This is a genomic window from Microcoleus sp. (genome assembly GCF_041354475.1).
In the GTDB taxonomy this organism is placed as follows: domain Bacteria; phylum Cyanobacteriota; class Cyanobacteriia; order Cyanobacteriales; family Microcoleaceae; genus Microcoleus.
In genome coordinates, this window is record NZ_JBGJZU010000044.1 from 1 (window position 1) to 17,934 (window position 17,934).

Here is a 17,934-nt window from a genome sequence, read left to right on the forward strand (position 1 = left end):
CCCCCCCTAGGGGGGATGGAAGAAGAAACCACCCCCTACCCCCAAGGAAGAACCCCCCCCTACCCCCCCCTAGGGGGGATGGAAGAAGAAACCACCCCCTACCCCCCCCTAGGGGGGAAACAAGAAGAAACCCCCCCCTACCCCCCCCTAGGGGGGAAACAAGAAGAAACCACCCCCTACCCCCCCCTAGGGGGGATGGGGGAAGGAAGAAGGAAGAATTGGATTACTTATTTGTTACCGGGAATTTTGTGTTTAATTTTGCATATTGTGGGGTGGAGTTTATATAATCGCCCCTTAATTGAAGAGCCGGGAATGGCGTTAAAAATAGGAATTATTCAAGGTAATATTCCGAACGAGATTAAGTTTGACTCCCAGGGCTGGCGTCGGGCCTTGGAAGGTTACACGGCGGGATACAAACAGTTAGCAGATAGAGGCGTGGATGTTGTGCTAATTCCAGAGACGGCTTTGCCTTTTTTCTGGACAAATGACTATCAGCGTTCTACTCTGTCTTTTTATCAAGCAATTCTCGATCGCGGTGTTCTGGCTTTGGTGGGAGGCTTTGGACAGGAAGGGGATGGTATGACTAATAGCTTATTGGCGATCGACAAAACCGGAGAAATTCTCAGTCGCTATGATAAAACTAAGCTCGTACCTTTAGGCGAATATATCCCTTTTTATGAAATTTTAGGGGGGATGATTAATCGGCTTTCTCCTTTAGACGCGCATTTAGTACCGGGAAATTCCAAACAATTGTTTGATACACCTTTTGGCCGCGCAATTGTCGGTATTTGTTACGATTCAGCGTTTTCAGAAATTTTTCGATATCAGGCGGCGAATGGGGGTGAATTTATGCTAACAGCTTCCAATAATGCTCATTATAAACCGCCGATGTTGGCTCAGCACCATGCTCTTGATGTGATGCGGGCAATTGAGACGGATCGATGGGCGGCGATCGCAACTAATACGGGTTATTCTGCTTTTGTGAATCCTCACGGTGAGACGCTGTGGATGTCGGGAATTAATACTTATGAAGTCCAAGATGCTACTATTTATCGCAAGCAAACTCAGACTTTGTATGTACGGTGGGGCGATCGGCTGACACCTTTACTGTTGGTTTTGGCTGGATTGGCCGTAGTTTGGTACCGAATCGTCTAAATTATTTTAAAGCTGTTTTCAAAGATTTATTTCTTGGTTTATGCGCTAATTTTAGGGATTTGTAAAAGTAAATACATCTATTGATTTAGGATTGCTATAGTTAATGTTTGTTTAAATTTTGTTTAAAAGTTTAGTTGTCTGCGATAAATCCAGTTTCAATACTTGCTATAAATAGACCATGAGTTATCATTAAAAAAACCTTCGTCTTGTCGATTGAGAGTATGACTGCCATTCCTCAAGCTCAATCTAAGTTGATTCACCACTGTATTAAATATCTCACGACTGAGTATCAGTATATTTACGGAGAAGAACAGCGGGAATATCTCGATTTATTTAGTTTGATAGGTCCACAGATTCTAGAGGCGATCGCGAATTGCGATGCGCCCTATCACAATCTAGAACACACTGTTCAAGTGGTTTTAGTTGGTCAGGAAATTCTCTCTGGCAAACTCCTTTGCAAAGAACAGGTTTCTGCCCATGATTGGCTGAATTTCATTGTGTCTTTACTTTGCCATGATATTGGCTACCTGAAGGGAATTTGCAGCCAGGATTGCATGGCAGAACATATTTTCGTGACAGGGGTTGATGGTGATAGTATTAACATTTCTCCGACAGCTACGGGTGCTAGTTTAACACCATATCATGTGGATCGTGGTAAGTTGTTTGTAATTGAAAATTTTAGTAAGTATGAGTTGATTAATTTAGATATTATTCAATTAAATATTGAATTAACTCGTTTTCCTGTTCCTAAAGACCACTTACACCAAGACACACTTGATTTTCCGGGTTTGACTCGCGGGGCTGATTTAATTGGTCAGTTATCCGATCCATCTTATCTGTTTAAGTTACCTGCTTTATTTTCCGAGTTTGAAGAAGTAGGTAGTAATAAGTTATTGGGATACTCAAATTATCAAGATTTAAGGGCTGGTTATCCTCGGTTTTACTGGCACGTTGTATCTCTTTATCTGAAAGATAGTATTCGCTATTTGGAGATGTCTCCCTCTGGTTGTGCCATTCTGGATAATTTGTATGGCAACCGCACTACTGTAGAAAAAGAGCTAGATTGTCTTTATAGTGGTAGCAAGACTAATATTTTTAAGAGTTTGTCAAGTTGGTTAAATAAACATTATAGCAATGAGATAATTTGAGATAAAACTAAGGAACACTATATGCCAGTTGCGTAAGTCGTGTGGGTATGCAGTTTTTTGGTTTTGTAGTTATTAATTGTTACTTAAATAAACAGTTACTATTCCTTAACGTTAGCATCGTAGTATCTGTCTTTGGGAGTGAACAACGATCGCAAATTGGGAAAAAGTGCTATGGCCACCAAGTTAATTATTTCGGGCTACATGGCAAATCCAGCCGGTACAGATAGCCCTTACGAGTATTTGCAGGTAATTGCTACAGAGGCGATCGACTTTGCAGCGACTCCCTACACCGTGGTGTGGGCAAATAATGGAACTGCACTCGCCAACGGATGGGTTAGCGGGGCTGCTTTGACTTACGGTTTCAGTCTTAATTCTGGCAGTCTTGCTGCTGGACAAGTTGCTTATGTAGGTGGTTCTGGCAAACTAATTAACGGTGTCGCCACTACAGATATTTCTGGGGCAAATTGGCTGAAAACTATCAACACTGGTACAACTGCGGGTGATGGTTTTGGAACTTTTAACACTACCGGTGTTTTTGGCAATGGAGGCCCTAATGCTGACGGGATTGCAATTTTTGATTTTCCGGTTGCCAGTATAACTAACACAACTGTTCCGATTGATGCTGTATTTTTTGGCACGGGTGTAGGGACGGCAAATCCGGCGAGTGGCGGTTATGTATTGCCAACAAATGATATCTACAACAACGCCCAAGGAACTTTTGGGGATGGAACTAATACAACTCTTTTTCCCGATACTGGTAGCGGCGGGGCGTATACTAAATTAACTGGAACTTACAATGCCAGTACGGGTACTTGGACGACTGCGCGCACAGGTACTATTGTGAGCAATCCTACTGCACTGGCAAATATTGCTACAGGAGTTACGATCGCCACAACCACTCCTTTACCCGACTTAACCATCACCAGCAGTGCCCCTGCTACAGCAACTGTTAACACTCCCTTCAACTACACGCTGACATTGGCCAACAGCGGTACTGCTGCTGCGACGGTCGTTCGCGCCAATTTCACTTTACCTGCGGGGGTGACTTACAATTCGGCCTTGGGTACGGGTTTTACTGCGACTCAAGCGGCGGGAGTTGTAACTTTTACTGGCGGTACGATCGCGGCTGGCAGTAGCATTCCTCTAACTGTTAATGTGACTCGTACTACTGCGGGCACTGTCACCAGCCCTGTTGGGGCCGCAGTTGCAGATCCGGCACCTGGTACGATCGCCGAAAGCAACGAAACCAACAATTCCTCGACTACCGCCGTCACTACAACTGTGACAGCGACTGCTAACACTCCGCCGACGATCGCACCGAGTGCAGCTTCTACATTTTTAACAGTTCCTAGCTTGTCTGGCGTCATCAACGACCCCACAGATCCGGCTAAGAATTTCGGCGTTAACTTTACTCTAGCTGATGCCGAAACTGCTGTTGCCAACCTGACATTAACCGCAACCAGCAGCAACACTGCTGTGGTTCCCAATGCCAATTTAGCTATTAGCGGAACTGGCGCAAGTCGCAATCTGAAAATTAATCCTGTGGGTGTCGGCTATGCTGACGTGACTGTAACTGTAAGTGACGGTATAAACACAACATCTACTGTTCTGAAATACGCGGCTTCGGCTGCTTCTGTCACTCCGACAATTAGCCGTTTTCTGACTGGAACAAGCGATGCGAGTACGGCGATCGCGATCGACTCTAACTATATGCTAGTTGGCGACGACGAAGACCAAGCCCTTCGTTTGTACGATCGGGCCAATTCCGGTTTACCAGTCAAAAGCTTTGACTTTACCAACTCTCTTGGTTTGACGGATATCTCCGGCGGCCTTCCCAGAGAAGTGGACATCGAAGCTTCTACCCGACTCGGCAACCGCATTTACTGGATGGGTTCCGAAAGCAACGCTAGCAGTGGCAACTCGCGGCCGAATCGCAACCGCTTGTTTGCTACCGATATCTCCGGTAGCGGTGCGACAACCAATCTGACTTTTGCTGGCAGATACGACAACCTGAAAGGCGATTTGATCGCGTGGGGAGATACTAACGGTTTCAATTTTACTGCTAGTGCGGCTGCGGGCAAAATCCCAGAAGCTACTACCTTAGACGGTTTCAATATCGAAGGTTTGACGTTTGCACCTGACAACACTACTGGCTATGTGGCATTCCGGGCTCCGCAAGTTCCAGCAAGCGATCGCACTAAAGCTTTGATCGCACCGATTACCAACTTCACAGACTTAGTAACGGGAAAGGCTGCTAGCGCTACAATTGGTGCTCCAATTCAATTAGATTTGGGTGGCCGGGGAATTCGCAGTATCGATCGCAATGCTAACAACCAATACCTAATTGTCGCAGGCCCAGCCGACAGCGCTACGGGTACTGCCCCGAAAGATTTCCGGTTGTATACTTGGACTGGAAATGCTGCTGATGCGCCTCAAGTGCGATCGGCAAACTTGACTGCTTTGAATGCAGGTGGCAGTTTTGAATCAATCGTAGAAGTGCCGAGTAACTTAACCGATAGCAGTCAAATTCAGCTATTAGTTGATAACGGCGACAATGTGTGGTACGGCGACAACATTATCTCAAAAGAATTGCCCCAGGACAACTTCCAAAAGTTCCGCAGCGATACGGTAACTTTAGGTAGTTCTCCGGTTCGCATCCGCAACATTCAAGGCGCAAGTCATACATCATCTTTAGCCACTCAAACTGTTAGCAATGTTCCCGGTGTAGTCACAGCCTTAATTGGGACTGGTAGCGGGCGCGGTTTTTATATGCAAGACCCGACTCCCGACACCGGGCCTAATCCGAATTCTACATCGGAAGCGATTTTTGTGTTCCTAGGAAGTTCAACAATACCCAATCCTACTGTCGGACAATCGGTACAAGTAACTGGTCGAGTAGACGAATTCCGCCCTGCTAACAACGCCACCAATCTTACTACTACCCAAATTAATGCTACGGTTGCTGGGGCTGCTGTAGGGGCGATCGCATCTATCGGTACAATTACTCCAACTATCATCGGTACCGGCGGCCGCATTCAACCTACAACCTTCATTCAAAACGATTTCACTACTGCCGGCAATGTAGAAACTGGTGGTGATTTCGACCCGACAACAGAAGGCATCGACTTCTACGAAAGTTTAGAATCAATGCTAGTACAAGTCAACAATCCCGTAGTTGTCGGCCCCACAAACGAGTTTGGCGAATTCTACGTTTTGCCAGATAACGGCGCAAATGCTACGGGCAGAACTAATCGCGGCGGAATTGCCGTTTCTGCGACTGATTTTAATCCCGAACGGATTCAAATTGACGATACTCTGCTGAATCCTCCCACCAATGGCAGCTTGTCACCTGTTACCAACGTCGCCGACAAATTAAGCACAGTTACGGGCGTTATCGGTTACAGTTTCAGCAATTACGAGCTTTTAAATACCACTCAAATTCCTCAAGCCAGCGTTACATCTGGCGGACTGACTAAGGAAGTTACAAACCTAACTGGAAATGCCAGCCAGCTAACAGTTGCTACTTTCAACGTCGAGAATTTAGACCCCAGCGATACTGCCAAATTCCCAGCCATCGCCAGCCGCATTGTCACCAATCTCAAAAGTCCTGACATTATCAATGTAGAGGAAATTCAAGACAACAACGGCGCGACAAATGACGGTGTAGTTGCTGCGGATACAACTTACAACACCTTAATTTCCGCAATTAAAACAGCGGGTGGTCCGACTTATGAATTCAGGCAAATTAACCCTGTAAACAACCAAGACGGTGGCGAACCGGGCGGCAATATTCGTGTCGGATTTTTGTTTAATCCCAGCCGCGTTACTTTTGTCGATCGCCCTGGCGGCACTTCCACAACCGCAACCACAGTTAACACGGTTAGCGGCGCGCCCGTACTGTCAGCAAGTCCAGGCAGAATTGACCCGACAAATGCAGCATTTAATACCAGCCGCAAGCCTTTAGTCGGTGAATTTGTATTCAACGGCCAGCAAGTGTTTGTAATTGCCAATCACTTCAACTCCAAAGGAGGCGACCAACCGCTTTTCGGCCCCAGTCAACCACCTGTTCTCAGTTCAGAAACTCAGCGCCTCCAACAAGCACAAATTGTCAACAATTTTGTGGATAGCATTTTGGCAGTAGATGCCAATGCGAATGTAATTGTGGCTGGAGATTTGAACGATTTTCAGTTTTCAGAACCGCTGAATGTTGTCCGGGGAATACCAGGGGGTAGCGGTACACCTGTGCTGCAAAACTTAATCGAAACTCTGCCGATAAATGAGCAGTACACCTATAATTTCCAAGGCAACGCGCAGGTTCTAGACCACATTTTAGCTAGCAATAACTTAGCTAAAAACTTGGCCGGATTTGATGTTGTTCACATCAACTCAGAATTTGCCGATCAAGACAGCGATCACGATCCGAGTGTCGCCCGGTTTAACATTGCCTTGCCTACTGTCACTATTACTGCGACAGACGCAGCAGCAGCCGAATCTGGTGCAAATCCTGGTATTTTCCGCATTACGCGATCGGGCAGTACCGCACTCCCGCTGACAGTCAATTATACAACTGCTAGCGGTACGGGTTTTGCCACCAGCAATGATTACACACCAAATTTAACGGGTAGCATTATCATTCCGGCAGGTCAATCTTTTGCGGATGTTACTATTACTCCCATTGATGACAGCCTTGTGGAAGGTAGCGAGGCTGTGAAGCTGACTTTAGTCGGTGCGGCTGCTTACAATTTGGGGGCTGCTGGTACTGAAACTGCTTCCGTGGCGATCGCCGATAACGATATATCAGCGCCGGGAACCTTTAATTTCAGCAGTGGCACTTACAGCGTTAATGAAAATGGCACAACCCAAACAATTACGGTTAATCGTACAGGTGGCAGCAATGTCTCCGCCTCTGTCAGTTACGGCACTGCTGACGGTAGCGCCACCGCCGGAAGTGACTACACTGCTACATCGGGTACGTTAAACTTTCTTTCTGGTGAAACTAGCAAAACTTTCACTATTCCCATTACTAACGACACCTTAGTAGAAGGTAATGAAACTGTAAATCTCAGCTTGACAAATGCCACAAATAATGCTAGTTTGGGCAATCAGAAAACGGCGATTTTGACGATCGTAGATACGACACCCACTCCCACACCAGCGCCCACTCCCACACCAGCGCCTACTCCCACACCAACGCCTACTGGTACGCCCACACCCGATCTAACCTGCATTGGCGATCGCATTGAACGACCAAACCTCGATCGACCAAATCCAGTCGATAATATCATCAACGGCAATTCCGGCATCCCGATCGGTACTCCCAAAAATGACGGTTATTTTGGCAGCAACAGCCCCAATATATTCGATGCCAAAGCAGGTAACGACAACCTAATTGGTGGCAACAGCGCCGACATTTTAAACGGCAACGAAGGCAACGATTTCATTAACGGCTACAAGGGAGACGATATCCTGTTGGGTGGCAAAGGAAACGACATCATTCTTGGCGGTTTTGGTAAAGATGTTATTTTCGGAAATCAAGGAAACGATTCACTTAACGGGCAAGAAGATGATGACTTAATCTTGGGTAATGAAGGTAACGATTTTATCGATGGCGGTAAAGGAAACGATACTTTATTCGGCGGAAACGGTGAGGATTTAATGCTAGGTAGCGAAGGCAATGATACTCTCTTCGGAGAAGTTGGGGACGATACTTTGTCTGGCGATGCCGGAAATGACCTAGTTTATGGCGGTCAAGGCAATGATTTAATTGACGGCGGTAAGGGCAATGATTCGATTTATGGAGACCAAGGTAACGATACGCTTCTCGGTTGCGAAGGCAACGATATCTTGTTTGGAGGTTTAGGCAACGACAGCTTAATTGGCGGTTTGGGCAATGACACGTTTGCGATCGGCAATAATCTGGGATTGGATATTATTTCCGACTTTGTGAAAGGAGAAGATGTGCTAGGATTGTCTAGTGGCTTGAGTTTCAACCAATTGGAAATTAGCCAGAGTAATAACAGCACTCTGATTAAAGTGAATGGTATTGCGATCGTCTCTTTAACCGGAGTGAATGCTTCACAAATTGGACTTAACGATTTCCGACTGATTTAAGCAGATCAGATCCTATCTATCGGTAAGGTACGCAGTGCGTACTTTACCGATAAGTAATATCAAATCCGGTAGCATCTGAATGATTCAGATCTCTATTCTCTCCCTCTGTGTCCTCTGTGTTCTCTGCGGTTAAATCATTCCGATGCAGCCGGAAACGATATAACTCCGAAGTTTTTATCTTAATTGATTGCTCTGACTACTACTTTTCCACATGATTGTGAACACTAGGAGACAAAGAAATTAAATCTTCGATATTGCGCTGAATGGTAGCACAAATATTATCCAAGGGCAAATCATTAGTATCGTGACCAAAAGGATTTTCGATTTCAATGCCGATTTCTTCGATTCCGAACAAAGTAAAACTAATTAAAGCTACTACTGGGGCCGTTCCCCAACCCAAATCTTTCACCATTTGAAATGGCAGTGCTAAGGAATAAAGTAACAATAGCTGTTTTAGATGAATCGCGTAAGCTAGAGGCATAGGGGTTCTCAAAATTCGCTCGCAACCACTCAAGGCCTCAATCATGTTATTGACTAACTGATTCATCGCAGTCAACCGATAGACATCAAGGTTATTTTTATCGTGCTGTTGGGTCAAGTAATCTGCAATCCAAAAACCAATTTCGAGTGGGGGATTGTTCATTTGTTTGAGAACTTCATACTGATATGGCAATACAAACGGCTCTATTTCTGAGTTAATTTTCTCTTGGCGTAGGTGCAACTTCAGTGCGATTGCAAAAGCAATTAATAACCGTATAGCTGACTTTTTCTCAAGGAAATCCTCCGGCTTATTGTCGCTAATAGATACCCATATTTGACGCGCCAAATTCCGAACAGCAATGATTAAAGTTCCCCAAATTCTCCTACCTTCCCAAAAGCGATCGTAAGCCGTATTTGTCCGAAAGACTAATAATAAACCGAGGACAATGCTGGGCACAACGCTAGACAAGATTGGTAAAGATACTGGAATACCAAGAGAGTACAGCAGTGAAATAAAAAAACCAAAACCAGCGCAGAGTAAAACACGAGGTAAAATTGAGGGAATGACAGACCCACGAAACTTTAATGCAGTTTGAAACCATGGTCGTTTTTCAGCAGTCATCTAAATCTCCTCTTTAGCTAAAATCAAGAATCAGGGAATGTACGGGCTGTGTAAATGCTTGCTAGGCTTCATTTTTACCTCCCAGGGGAGTTTGAAAGTATAGCATCTAGGTAAACAGTCTTTGAATTTTACCAAAAGACTCATCTTTAGGACAATTTTCAAATCTAAAATTTAAAATCTAAAATTGATTAATTCCGGTACTTAAATTAGCTAATATTAGCTATGTATCTTTAAACGCAATTTTCCGTGCCAGATATACCCACTTCTAATTCCTCCCATCTTCATCGGTTGCCGAACCAACGGTGGCAAATCTATGCGCCTCAACCACAGCAAGCGGAACAGTTTGCTAGAGAAATTGGTTTGTCGCCACTGTTAGCCCAGGTACTGATTAATCGGGGCATCGATACACTGACAGAAGTGCAAGGATTTGTAGAGCCGGAATCTCTGGTTTTGCCACAGCCAATGGATGAGTTTCCTGATTTGGCGGTGAGTGTGAGATTGTTGCGGGAAGCAATTGCCAAAGGAAGCAAGATTGCGATTTGTGGGGATTATGATGCTGATGGGATGACGAGCACGGCTTTGTTGCTGCGAGCTCTGAGGGCTCTGGGGGCGAAGGTGGATTATGCGATTCCGAGTCGGATGCGGGAAGGTTATGGGATTAACGATCGCATTGTAGAAGAATTTCACTCGGAAGGTGTCGCTCTAATTCTCACTGTAGATAACGGAATTGCCGCTTTGGGGCCGGTGAAAAGAGCGCGAGAACTTGGCGTACAAGTAATTATTACAGACCATCACGATTTGCCGCCACAACTACCGCCGGCGGATGCGATTCTGAATCCGAAATTAATTGCTGAATCTTCGCCTTATCGCGGTTTAGCTGGGGTTGGTGTGGCTTATGTTTTGGCAATTTGTTTAGCTCAGAGTTTGCAGCAAGTTGGCGGGTTGGTGAATCCGCTGCTGGAGTTATTTACTTTGGGAACTATTGCGGATTTAGCACCTTTGACTGGGGTGAATCGTCGCTGGGTGAAGCGGGGTTTGCGGCTGTTGCCTCACTCGCAATTGGCGGGGATTCAGGCTTTGATTCAGGTGGCTGGAGTGCAGCATGGAAGTGCGGAAACTCCTTTGATTCCCAACTTTAAACTCAAGGGCGGGCACGGGGGCACCGCCCCTACAACTCAAAATTCCTTAAAACCTGAAGATATTGGTTTTAGACTTGGACCGAGGATTAATGCTGTGGGTAGGCTGGCTGACCCTCAAATTGTGATAGAATTGTTGACTACGGACGATCGCGATTTGGCTCTGCAAAGGGCGATGGAGTGCGAACAAATCAATCAGCGCCGCCAGGAGTTGTGCCAGGAAATTGAAGAGGAAGCTATTGCTTGGTGCGAGGAAAGTTCGCTGAATTTGCAGCAGGAACGGGTTTTGGTTGTGGTAAGGCCTGGTTGGCATCACGGGGTGATTGGGATTGTGGCTTCTCGGTTGGTGGAGCGTTATGGTGTGCCGGTGTTTATTGGTACTTTTGAGGGCGGGCACGGGGGCACCGCTGAGGGCGGGCACGGGGGCACCGCCCCTACGGATGCGCCCTCTCAGATTGTGCGGGGTTCGGCGAGGGGAATTCCTGAGTTTAATGTATTTGACGGGCTGAATTTTTGTGCGGATTTATTAACTAAATTTGGTGGACACAAAGCAGCGGGCGGTTTTTCTATGCCTGCGGAGAATCTGGCCAAATTCCGCAGTCAACTTGCGGTTTTTGCTAATCAATGTTTGCAGCCAGAACATCTCAAGCCGCTGGTTTCTGTGGATGTGCAAGCGGATTTATCTGAGATTAATTTGGAGCTTTATCGACAAATTGATGCTCTGGAACCTTGCGGGATTGAAAATAAGGCTCCTGTGTTTTGGACACCGAATGTTTGTATAACTGAACAGAAAATTGTTGGGAAAGGAAATCATCTGAAACTAACTGCCAGTCAAACTGGAAAAGTATCAGCAAGTTTACAGGGTATTGCTTGGCGTTGGGGTGAATATTTTCCTTTGCCTCGGTTGGTTGATATTGCTTACCGATTGCGGGAAAATTCTTTTAATGGCAAGATATCGGTGCAGTTAGAGTTGTTGGGTGTTCGACTGGCTACTGGTGAGGCTGATTCTAGGCCGTTGGTTTCGGGGAAGGCTGAGTTTGATTTTTCCGATCGCACTTATGCTTGTAGTTTATCTCGATCGGGCGATCGGACTGAGTTGAGAATTCGCAACTCCGTCGGGCAGGTGTTAGCGGTTTCGCCTGGACAAACCACTGGTTTGTTGGGTAATAGCCGGGAAAATGCTAGGGAAGTCGATTTGTCTAAACCTTTCTTTTACAGCTTGATTCAAGCTGCTAAAAATGCCTTGGGGATTTGAAGTAAACTCTAGGGGGAGTGGAAAATTGGCAATTGGCGATCGAATTTTGAGAAATCTGAATGGTTAACAACTCAAAGCTCCCAACTCTCGATCGCCCGGTATCATACTAATCTTAGAGATCGCCGCCTCTAGCAGCCAATAGAAAAATCACGATCGGGCCAGAAAGCACGACTGCTGCGAGCAAAGCGACCTGAACAATTAGTTGGATGTTGACACTGCCAGCACCGCTGAACAGATCGGTTATAAAGTCCATGTGTCCTCCTGACTGTAGTTAGTTAGTCTAGATTGTTGAATTAGAAAATCCGTCTCTGATTTTACCGGGCGAGGGGCCCTATTTTTTAAGAAAGTTTACAAAATTCAACTTTTTAGCGATCGGCTTCATCCTCCGCCCTCAGACAAAGGGAGGGGGCTGGCGAAACGGGTATCGCCCGATCGAGCCACCAGGGCTAGATCCGGAGATCGCCATCCCAAGTTTTGACCAAAAGACGAGCGGGAAGCCCCTGATATCATTTCCGGTTACACCGTCAGGTGATGTTGACAGTTGACGGTTGACAGTTGACGGTTGACGGTTGACGGTTGACGGTTGACAGTGAACTCGAATTTACTATTCCGATGAAGAGAGGATTTGATATGACTTGAGGGATGGGATAGATTGTACGGGTTTTTTGAACAGAAATAATCCGCAGCCGCCACACAGTGCGATCGTCAATACACCACTAATTATAGAAAATTTACCTTTTTTTTGAATCATCAAGTGTCTGCAATTTCCCTGTGGTTAATGGTGATAGGCGATCGCACTGCCCTGTCTCATGGCGTTTAATTCAAGGCCCAATGCACCAGAGTCCGAACTCCAAAACCCGTAGCCCCAGGGCCGTTGTAGCCATTTTCTTTTTCAATCCAAACCGGGCCAGCAATATCTAAATGCGCCCAAGGAGTATCCTTCACAAACTGCTTTAAAAATAGAGCCGCCGTAATCGAGCCACCAGCACGAGGGCCAGTGTTTTTCATGTCAGCGTGCAAAGCTTTCAATCCCTCAAAATACTTCTCTTCCATCGGCATTCGCCAAAACTTTTCCCCAGCCATTTCTGAAGCAGCGACAATTTCCGATGCCACACTATCTTGAGGACTCCACAAACCAGCAATATCATCACCCAAAGCAATTACACAGGCACCGGTGAGAGTTGCTAAATCTACGATCGCATCCACTCCCAATTTATCAGCAAATACCAAAGCATCAGCCAGGGTTAAACGCCCTTCTGCATCGGTATTGTTAACTTCGATAGTTTTGCCATTAGAAGCTGTGAGGATGTCTCCAGGGCGCATAGCGTTGCCGCTGATCATGTTTTCAGTCACGGCACTGATAAAGTGAACTTCCACATCGGGTTTGATGTGACCGATCGCCTTGGCAGCACCCAAAGTAGCCGCCGCACCGCCCATATCGACTTTCATGATTTCAATGCCACTGCCCGTTGGTTTGATGTTCAAACCGCCGGAATCGAAAGTTAATCCTTTGCCCACAATGGCGATTTTGCGTCGCGGTTTGCCTTCTGGTTTATAAATCAGGTGAATGAATTTTGGTGGCAAGTCCGATGCTTTGGCAACGCCCAGAAATGCTCCCATACCCAGTTTTTCGCAGTCTGCTTGCTCCAATATTGTTAATTCTAAACCGCATTCAGCAGCAAGACTTTGGGCAGTTTCTGCCATGGTAATTGGGGTCACGAAATTGGCTGGGGCTGCGACTAATTCCCGTGCTAAAATGACTCCGGCAGTGATTTGTCTGGCGCGGACGATCGCGCTTTCGCTACCGACAAAACCCAGCAAGTCTACTTGCTCGATCGCACCGCTTTTGTCTTCGGATTCCGACTTGAAACGGTGATCTTGATGGACGGCAAGTTCTACACCTTCGACGATCGCACTAGCTGTAGCATCCGGCGCATTTTGCCACACCGGAAAGCTAAGAGCGAGGGTTTTACATTTTTCCTTTTTCGCTAGCTTGGCACACATACCTGCTGCTTGTCGCAGAGTATCTAATTTTAAGTTTTCAGCAGAACCTAAACCGACGATCGCAATTTTACGTAGCAGACTTTTGCCCCCAACACGGGTAATGGCAATCGTACCAGCTTTGCCCTGAAAATCTGTTTCCAGTAGCAGCTCTTTCAAAGTGCCTGTAAGCTGTTCATCTAATTGTGCCAAGTCGCCGGTGAGCTCTACCGCGTCTTCAAATAGACCAATTGCCAGGGCATCTCCTGTCCACACAGAGCGGGGTGTATCGGTGACTCGAAATTCCATGTTTTGATTTGCTGTTAAGATTTTAGATTTTGATTGTACTTTGTCCGGCCTGGTTTGTCGCTTTTTATTTTTCCAAAATATATAGAGCGATCGGACAAATTCCCCAGTCCGCGTCAAAATAAATTCTGGTACTATACGGCGAAGTCTCCCTTTGCTGATGTCAGGCACCGCCGTCAATCATCTGTTTCCAGGCAGGCTAGAACCTCCTTACTTTCTTAAATTATCCCATGCTAAAGCGACGCAAAACTCAACTTTCTGTTTTAATGGGTGTTTCAATTTGCGTTATGGCGATCGGCTCTTTGCTGATCTTCGCCAAATTGATGGGTGTCGGCCCGTTCCACAAAGCTCAACCAGCTAAGGACATAGCCAATGCGGAATCGGAAGTTACAAGCCTGGTATCCCTGTCTGCGGTGGAGAGGGCGACGAAATTAGATGCGATCGCCACCAGTAAGTCTGCACCGACAAATCCCCAACAGCAAGTCTCCTCTCAAAGCCGCGCCCGCTACCTCCTGGCCACGGATTTAATCCAGCAAGGAAATCCCGCCAAAGCATTAAATTTATTGGACAAATTAGAGCAAGAATATCCACTTTTAGCCTCTCACATTGCCCTGAAACGAGCAGAAGCTTACCAATTAAGTGGCGATCGTGACAAAGCCGAAACAGCTTGGCAGTCACTGCTGAAAAATTATCCCAATGACCCAGTAGCTGTGGAAGCCTTATATGTTTTAGGCAAATCCAAACCCGAATATTGGCAGCAGGCCATCACTCAATTTCCCGCCCATCCCCGCAGCGTAGAAATTGCCCTGGCTAAGTTAAAAGAAAATCCCAATCAGCCACCGTTGATGCTGATAGTAGCAAAACACGGTCATTATGTCAATAATTATGGTACAATTTTAGAACAATTGGTGCAGCAAAACAGCAGCGCCTTGAAACCGGAAGATTGGGAAGAAATAGCTTTTGGCTATTGGGAAAAACAAGATTACGGCAAAGGAGCGATCGCCTACGGGAAAGCTCCCCGCACCGCCAAAAATCTTTACCGCCAAGCTCGCGGTTTGTGGCTAGATGGGAAAATACCAGAATCGAAAATTGCCTATCAAGAATTAGTCAACCAATTTCCCGATGCCGAAGATACCGGTTTAGGCTTAATCAGGCTCTCGCGCTTGAACGAACCCAAAGATGCGATCGTTTTGCTCGATCGAGTCATTAGCAACTTCCCGAATCATGCCGCCGAAGCTTTATTCGATAAATCCCAACTCCTAGACAAATTAGGCAGCGCCACCTCTGCCTCCGACACCCGCAAACTACTCTTAAAAAAATACAACAATTCCGATAAAGCAGCAGAACTGCGATGGACTGTCGCCCAGCAATTTGCCAAAGCCGGAGATCTGAACTCAGCTTGGCAATGGGCCAGAGAACTCACCACCCACAATCCCGAAAGCGAACTAGCACCAGAAGCAGCATTTTGGGTAGGCAAATGGGCAAAACAAATCGGTCGGGAACAGGACGCAAAAACAGCTTTTGAATACACTATTTTACGCTATCCCGAATCCTACTTTGCATGGCGATCGGCTGTAGTTCTCGGCTGGCCTGTAGGCGACTTTACCACAGTCCGAGACCTATCTCCCAATGTAGTCCGCCCCCCTCAGCGCCTGGAACCAACCGCAGGTTCTCCAGTTTTGAAAGAACTCTATCAATTAGGTCAAGACAGAGATGCTTGGAAACTGTGGCAAATAGAATTTAAAAACCGAGTAGAACCCAGTATTTCCGAGCAATTTACCGACGGTTTAATGCGAATTGGTGTCGGAGATAACCTAGACGGTTTGTGGATGGTTGGGAGTTTGCGCAACCGGGAACAACCAGAAGAAAAAAAGGAATATTTAGCCCTGAGACAGCAGCCAAATTACTGGCAAGCATTATATCCATTTCCTTACTTACAAAATATTGTACAATGGTCTCAAGAACGCAAAATTAACCCACTTTTGGTGACATCATTAATTAGGCAAGAATCCCGATTTATGCCCAAAATTAAATCCGCAGTGGGAGCCACAGGTTTAATGCAAGTCATGCCGGAAACAGCAACCTGGGTTGCCGATAAAATTAACCTCAAAAAGTATTCATTGGAAAATGTAGACGACAATATTAAACTCGGTACATGGTATTTAGGTCACACCCACGACGAATACAAGAATAACTCAATGTTAGCTGTGGCTAGTTACAATGCTGGACCTAATGCAGTAGCAGATTGGTTGAAGAGATTTAGTTTTAGTGACCCGGATGCTTTTGCCGAGAAAATTCCGTTTCCTGAAACAAAAGGATATGTGAAATCGGTATTTGAAAATTACTGGAATTATCTGCGAATTTACAATCCTGAAGTTAGCAAGTTAATCGCCGATAATTATGCTGCTTCTCAAACAAAACCTAAGCCTTAATCGAAGAATCCGGAATAAATTTTATGGTCTCAGAAAGAGATGACTAATTACTACTAACTACTCCCTCACCATGCTAGAGCTCCTACTAATCAGTATCTTAGGATTTATCGGCAGTTTTGGACACTGCGCTGGAATGTGTGGCCCGCTGACAGTGGCATTTTCCTTGTCCATTAACCCCAAAGATAAATTAGCTTCTTTCCGCTTTAATTTACTCTTAAATTTGGGCAGAATTTTTGCCTATGCCTTAGTTGGGGCAGCCATTGGTGGAGTAGGTTCGGTATTAATTGCTGGGGGACAAATGGCTGGGATTGGTAGCGGAGGGCGACGGGCGATCGCACTTCTTACTGGTACTATGCTAATTTGGTTTGGATTAGTACAAATTAAACCAGATTTACTGCCACATTTGCCATTATTGCACCCAATTTCCCACCATCGCATCAGTCATGCAATGACTAAGATTTCCACTCAAAAAAGTTGGTGGATACCATGGGCTTTGGGTTTGCTTTGGGGTTTCATTCCCTGTGGTTTCCTGTATGCAGCACAAATAAAAGCCGCAGAAACCGGAAACCCAATTTTGGGTGCGACAACGATGTTGGCATTTGGAATGGGTACGCTACCAACAATGCTGGGAGTCGGGTTTTTTGCTAGTAGATTCAGCGCCCACAAACGCAGTCAACTCTTTCGCGCTGGTGGTTGGGTGACAATGGCGATCGGCATAATTACTCTGTTGCGAACCGATGAAATGGTTGATGTTACGGGCCACGCATCCCTACTATGCTTGATGCTAGCACTGATTGCGCGTCCGGTTAGTCAGTTTTTCGCCCCACTTTTGCGCTATCGTAGAGCTTTGGGTGTTGGAGGGTTTGCGATCGCCCTTGCCCACACATTTCATATGCTAGATCATACCCTGCAATGGAATTTTGACGCCCTATCTTTTATGTTGCCTCAGCATCAGTTAGGGATGATAGCTGGGATAGTGGCGCTACTGTTGATGATACCGGCGGCGGTTACAAGTTGCGATCGCCTTCAAGACTATCTAGGCAAACTATGGCGGCAAATCCACCTATTAACTATACCCGCTTTCTTGCTGTGCACCCTTCATGCAGCCCTCATCGGTTCCCACTATCTCGGCGGCTTTGAATGGAACTTGCACAATCAACTGTTGACAGCCGTGTTAGCGCTGGTTACGCTATTAGTTATTTTTGTGCGATCGCGCCTATTTTGGTCTCTCTTATCACTGGATAATTTCTATGTTTCGCCTGTCAAACAAAAGTAAAAATTTAGGATTATTAGTTTTCTTGGGATTGCT

At 46.0% G+C, this 17,934-nt stretch carries 9 protein-coding genes; 6 read left to right on the forward strand and 3 right to left on the reverse strand.

The features are described from left to right. The 3 genes from lnt to ACBR23_RS16990 all read left to right on the forward strand — a co-directional run. Window positions 1–1,155 (forward strand): apolipoprotein N-acyltransferase (gene lnt / locus ACBR23_RS16980; RefSeq protein WP_371125665.1); only part of this gene is annotated, 1,155 nt, incomplete at its 5' end. Window positions 1,156–1,376: 221 nt separating this feature from the next. Next, window positions 1,377–2,303 (forward strand): metal-dependent phosphohydrolase, encoded by a 927-nt coding sequence (locus tag ACBR23_RS16985; protein WP_341736711.1) that lies wholly within the window; start codon window positions 1,377–1,379, stop codon window positions 2,301–2,303. A 171-nt stretch (window positions 2,304–2,474) separates the two neighbouring features. After that, window positions 2,475–8,414, forward strand: a complete 5,940-nt coding sequence (locus tag ACBR23_RS16990) for a Calx-beta domain-containing protein (RefSeq protein WP_371120005.1) — start codon at window positions 2,475–2,477, stop codon at window positions 8,412–8,414. A 199-nt stretch (window positions 8,415–8,613) separates the two neighbouring features. Here the strand turns inward: ACBR23_RS16990 and ACBR23_RS16995 are convergent, their stop codons facing one another. After that, window positions 8,614–9,516 (reverse strand): bestrophin family protein, encoded by a 903-nt coding sequence (locus ACBR23_RS16995; RefSeq protein ID WP_371120006.1) that lies wholly within the window; start codon window positions 9,514–9,516, stop codon window positions 8,614–8,616. Window positions 9,517–9,762: 246 nt separating this feature from the next. On the opposite strand from ACBR23_RS16995, the gene ACBR23_RS17000 reads away from it, so the two are divergent. Continuing rightward, window positions 9,763–11,907 carry a DHH family phosphoesterase gene (locus ACBR23_RS17000; protein WP_371120007.1) on the forward strand — a complete coding sequence of 715 codons (2,145 nt, stop codon included), beginning with the start codon at window positions 9,763–9,765 and terminating at the stop codon, window positions 11,905–11,907. A 112-nt stretch (window positions 11,908–12,019) separates the two neighbouring features. Here the strand turns inward: ACBR23_RS17000 and psb30 are convergent, their stop codons facing one another. Together psb30 and ACBR23_RS17010 are read right to left on the reverse strand one after the other, a co-directional pair. Next, window positions 12,020–12,160, reverse strand: coding sequence for a photosystem II reaction center protein Ycf12/Psb30 (gene psb30 / locus ACBR23_RS17005; RefSeq protein ID WP_340525940.1), 141 nt, complete (start codon window positions 12,158–12,160; stop codon window positions 12,020–12,022). A gap of 563 nt (window positions 12,161–12,723) precedes the next feature. Further along, a complete protein-coding gene (locus tag ACBR23_RS17010) occupies window positions 12,724–14,196 on the reverse strand; it encodes a leucyl aminopeptidase (RefSeq protein ID WP_371120017.1) in 1,473 nt (490 codons plus the stop codon). A 227-nt stretch (window positions 14,197–14,423) separates the two neighbouring features. On the opposite strand from ACBR23_RS17010, the gene ACBR23_RS17015 reads away from it, so the two are divergent. Both ACBR23_RS17015 and ACBR23_RS17020 read left to right on the forward strand, forming a co-directional pair. Further along, window positions 14,424–16,625, forward strand: coding sequence for a transglycosylase SLT domain-containing protein (locus ACBR23_RS17015; RefSeq protein WP_371120008.1), 2,202 nt, complete (start codon window positions 14,424–14,426; stop codon window positions 16,623–16,625). A gap of 70 nt (window positions 16,626–16,695) precedes the next feature. Continuing rightward, window positions 16,696–17,901, forward strand: a complete 1,206-nt coding sequence (locus tag ACBR23_RS17020) for a sulfite exporter TauE/SafE family protein (protein ID WP_371115063.1) — start codon at window positions 16,696–16,698, stop codon at window positions 17,899–17,901. The last annotated feature ends 33 nt before the right edge of the window (window positions 17,902–17,934 follow it).

Bases quoted from the DNA above. Each gene is read 5' to 3' on its own strand.
- ACBR23_RS16985 (WP_341736711.1), top strand. From the start codon at position 1,377: ATGACTGCCATTCCTCAAGCTCAATCTAAGTTGATTCACCACTGTATT.
- ACBR23_RS16990 (WP_371120005.1), top strand. From the start codon at position 2,475: ATGGCCACCAAGTTAATTATTTCGGGCTACATGGCAAATCCAGCCGGT.
- ACBR23_RS17015 (WP_371120008.1), top strand. From the start codon at position 14,424: ATGCTAAAGCGACGCAAAACTCAACTTTCTGTTTTAATGGGTGTTTCA.
- ACBR23_RS17010 (WP_371120017.1), bottom strand. From the start codon at position 14,196: ATGGAATTTCGAGTCACCGATACACCCCGCTCTGTGTGGACAGGAGAT.
- ACBR23_RS17020 (WP_371115063.1), top strand. From the start codon at position 16,696: ATGCTAGAGCTCCTACTAATCAGTATCTTAGGATTTATCGGCAGTTTT.
- ACBR23_RS16995 (WP_371120006.1), bottom strand. From the start codon at position 9,516: ATGACTGCTGAAAAACGACCATGGTTTCAAACTGCATTAAAGTTTCGT.
- psb30 (WP_340525940.1), bottom strand. From the start codon at position 12,160: ATGGACTTTATAACCGATCTGTTCAGCGGTGCTGGCAGTGTCAACATC.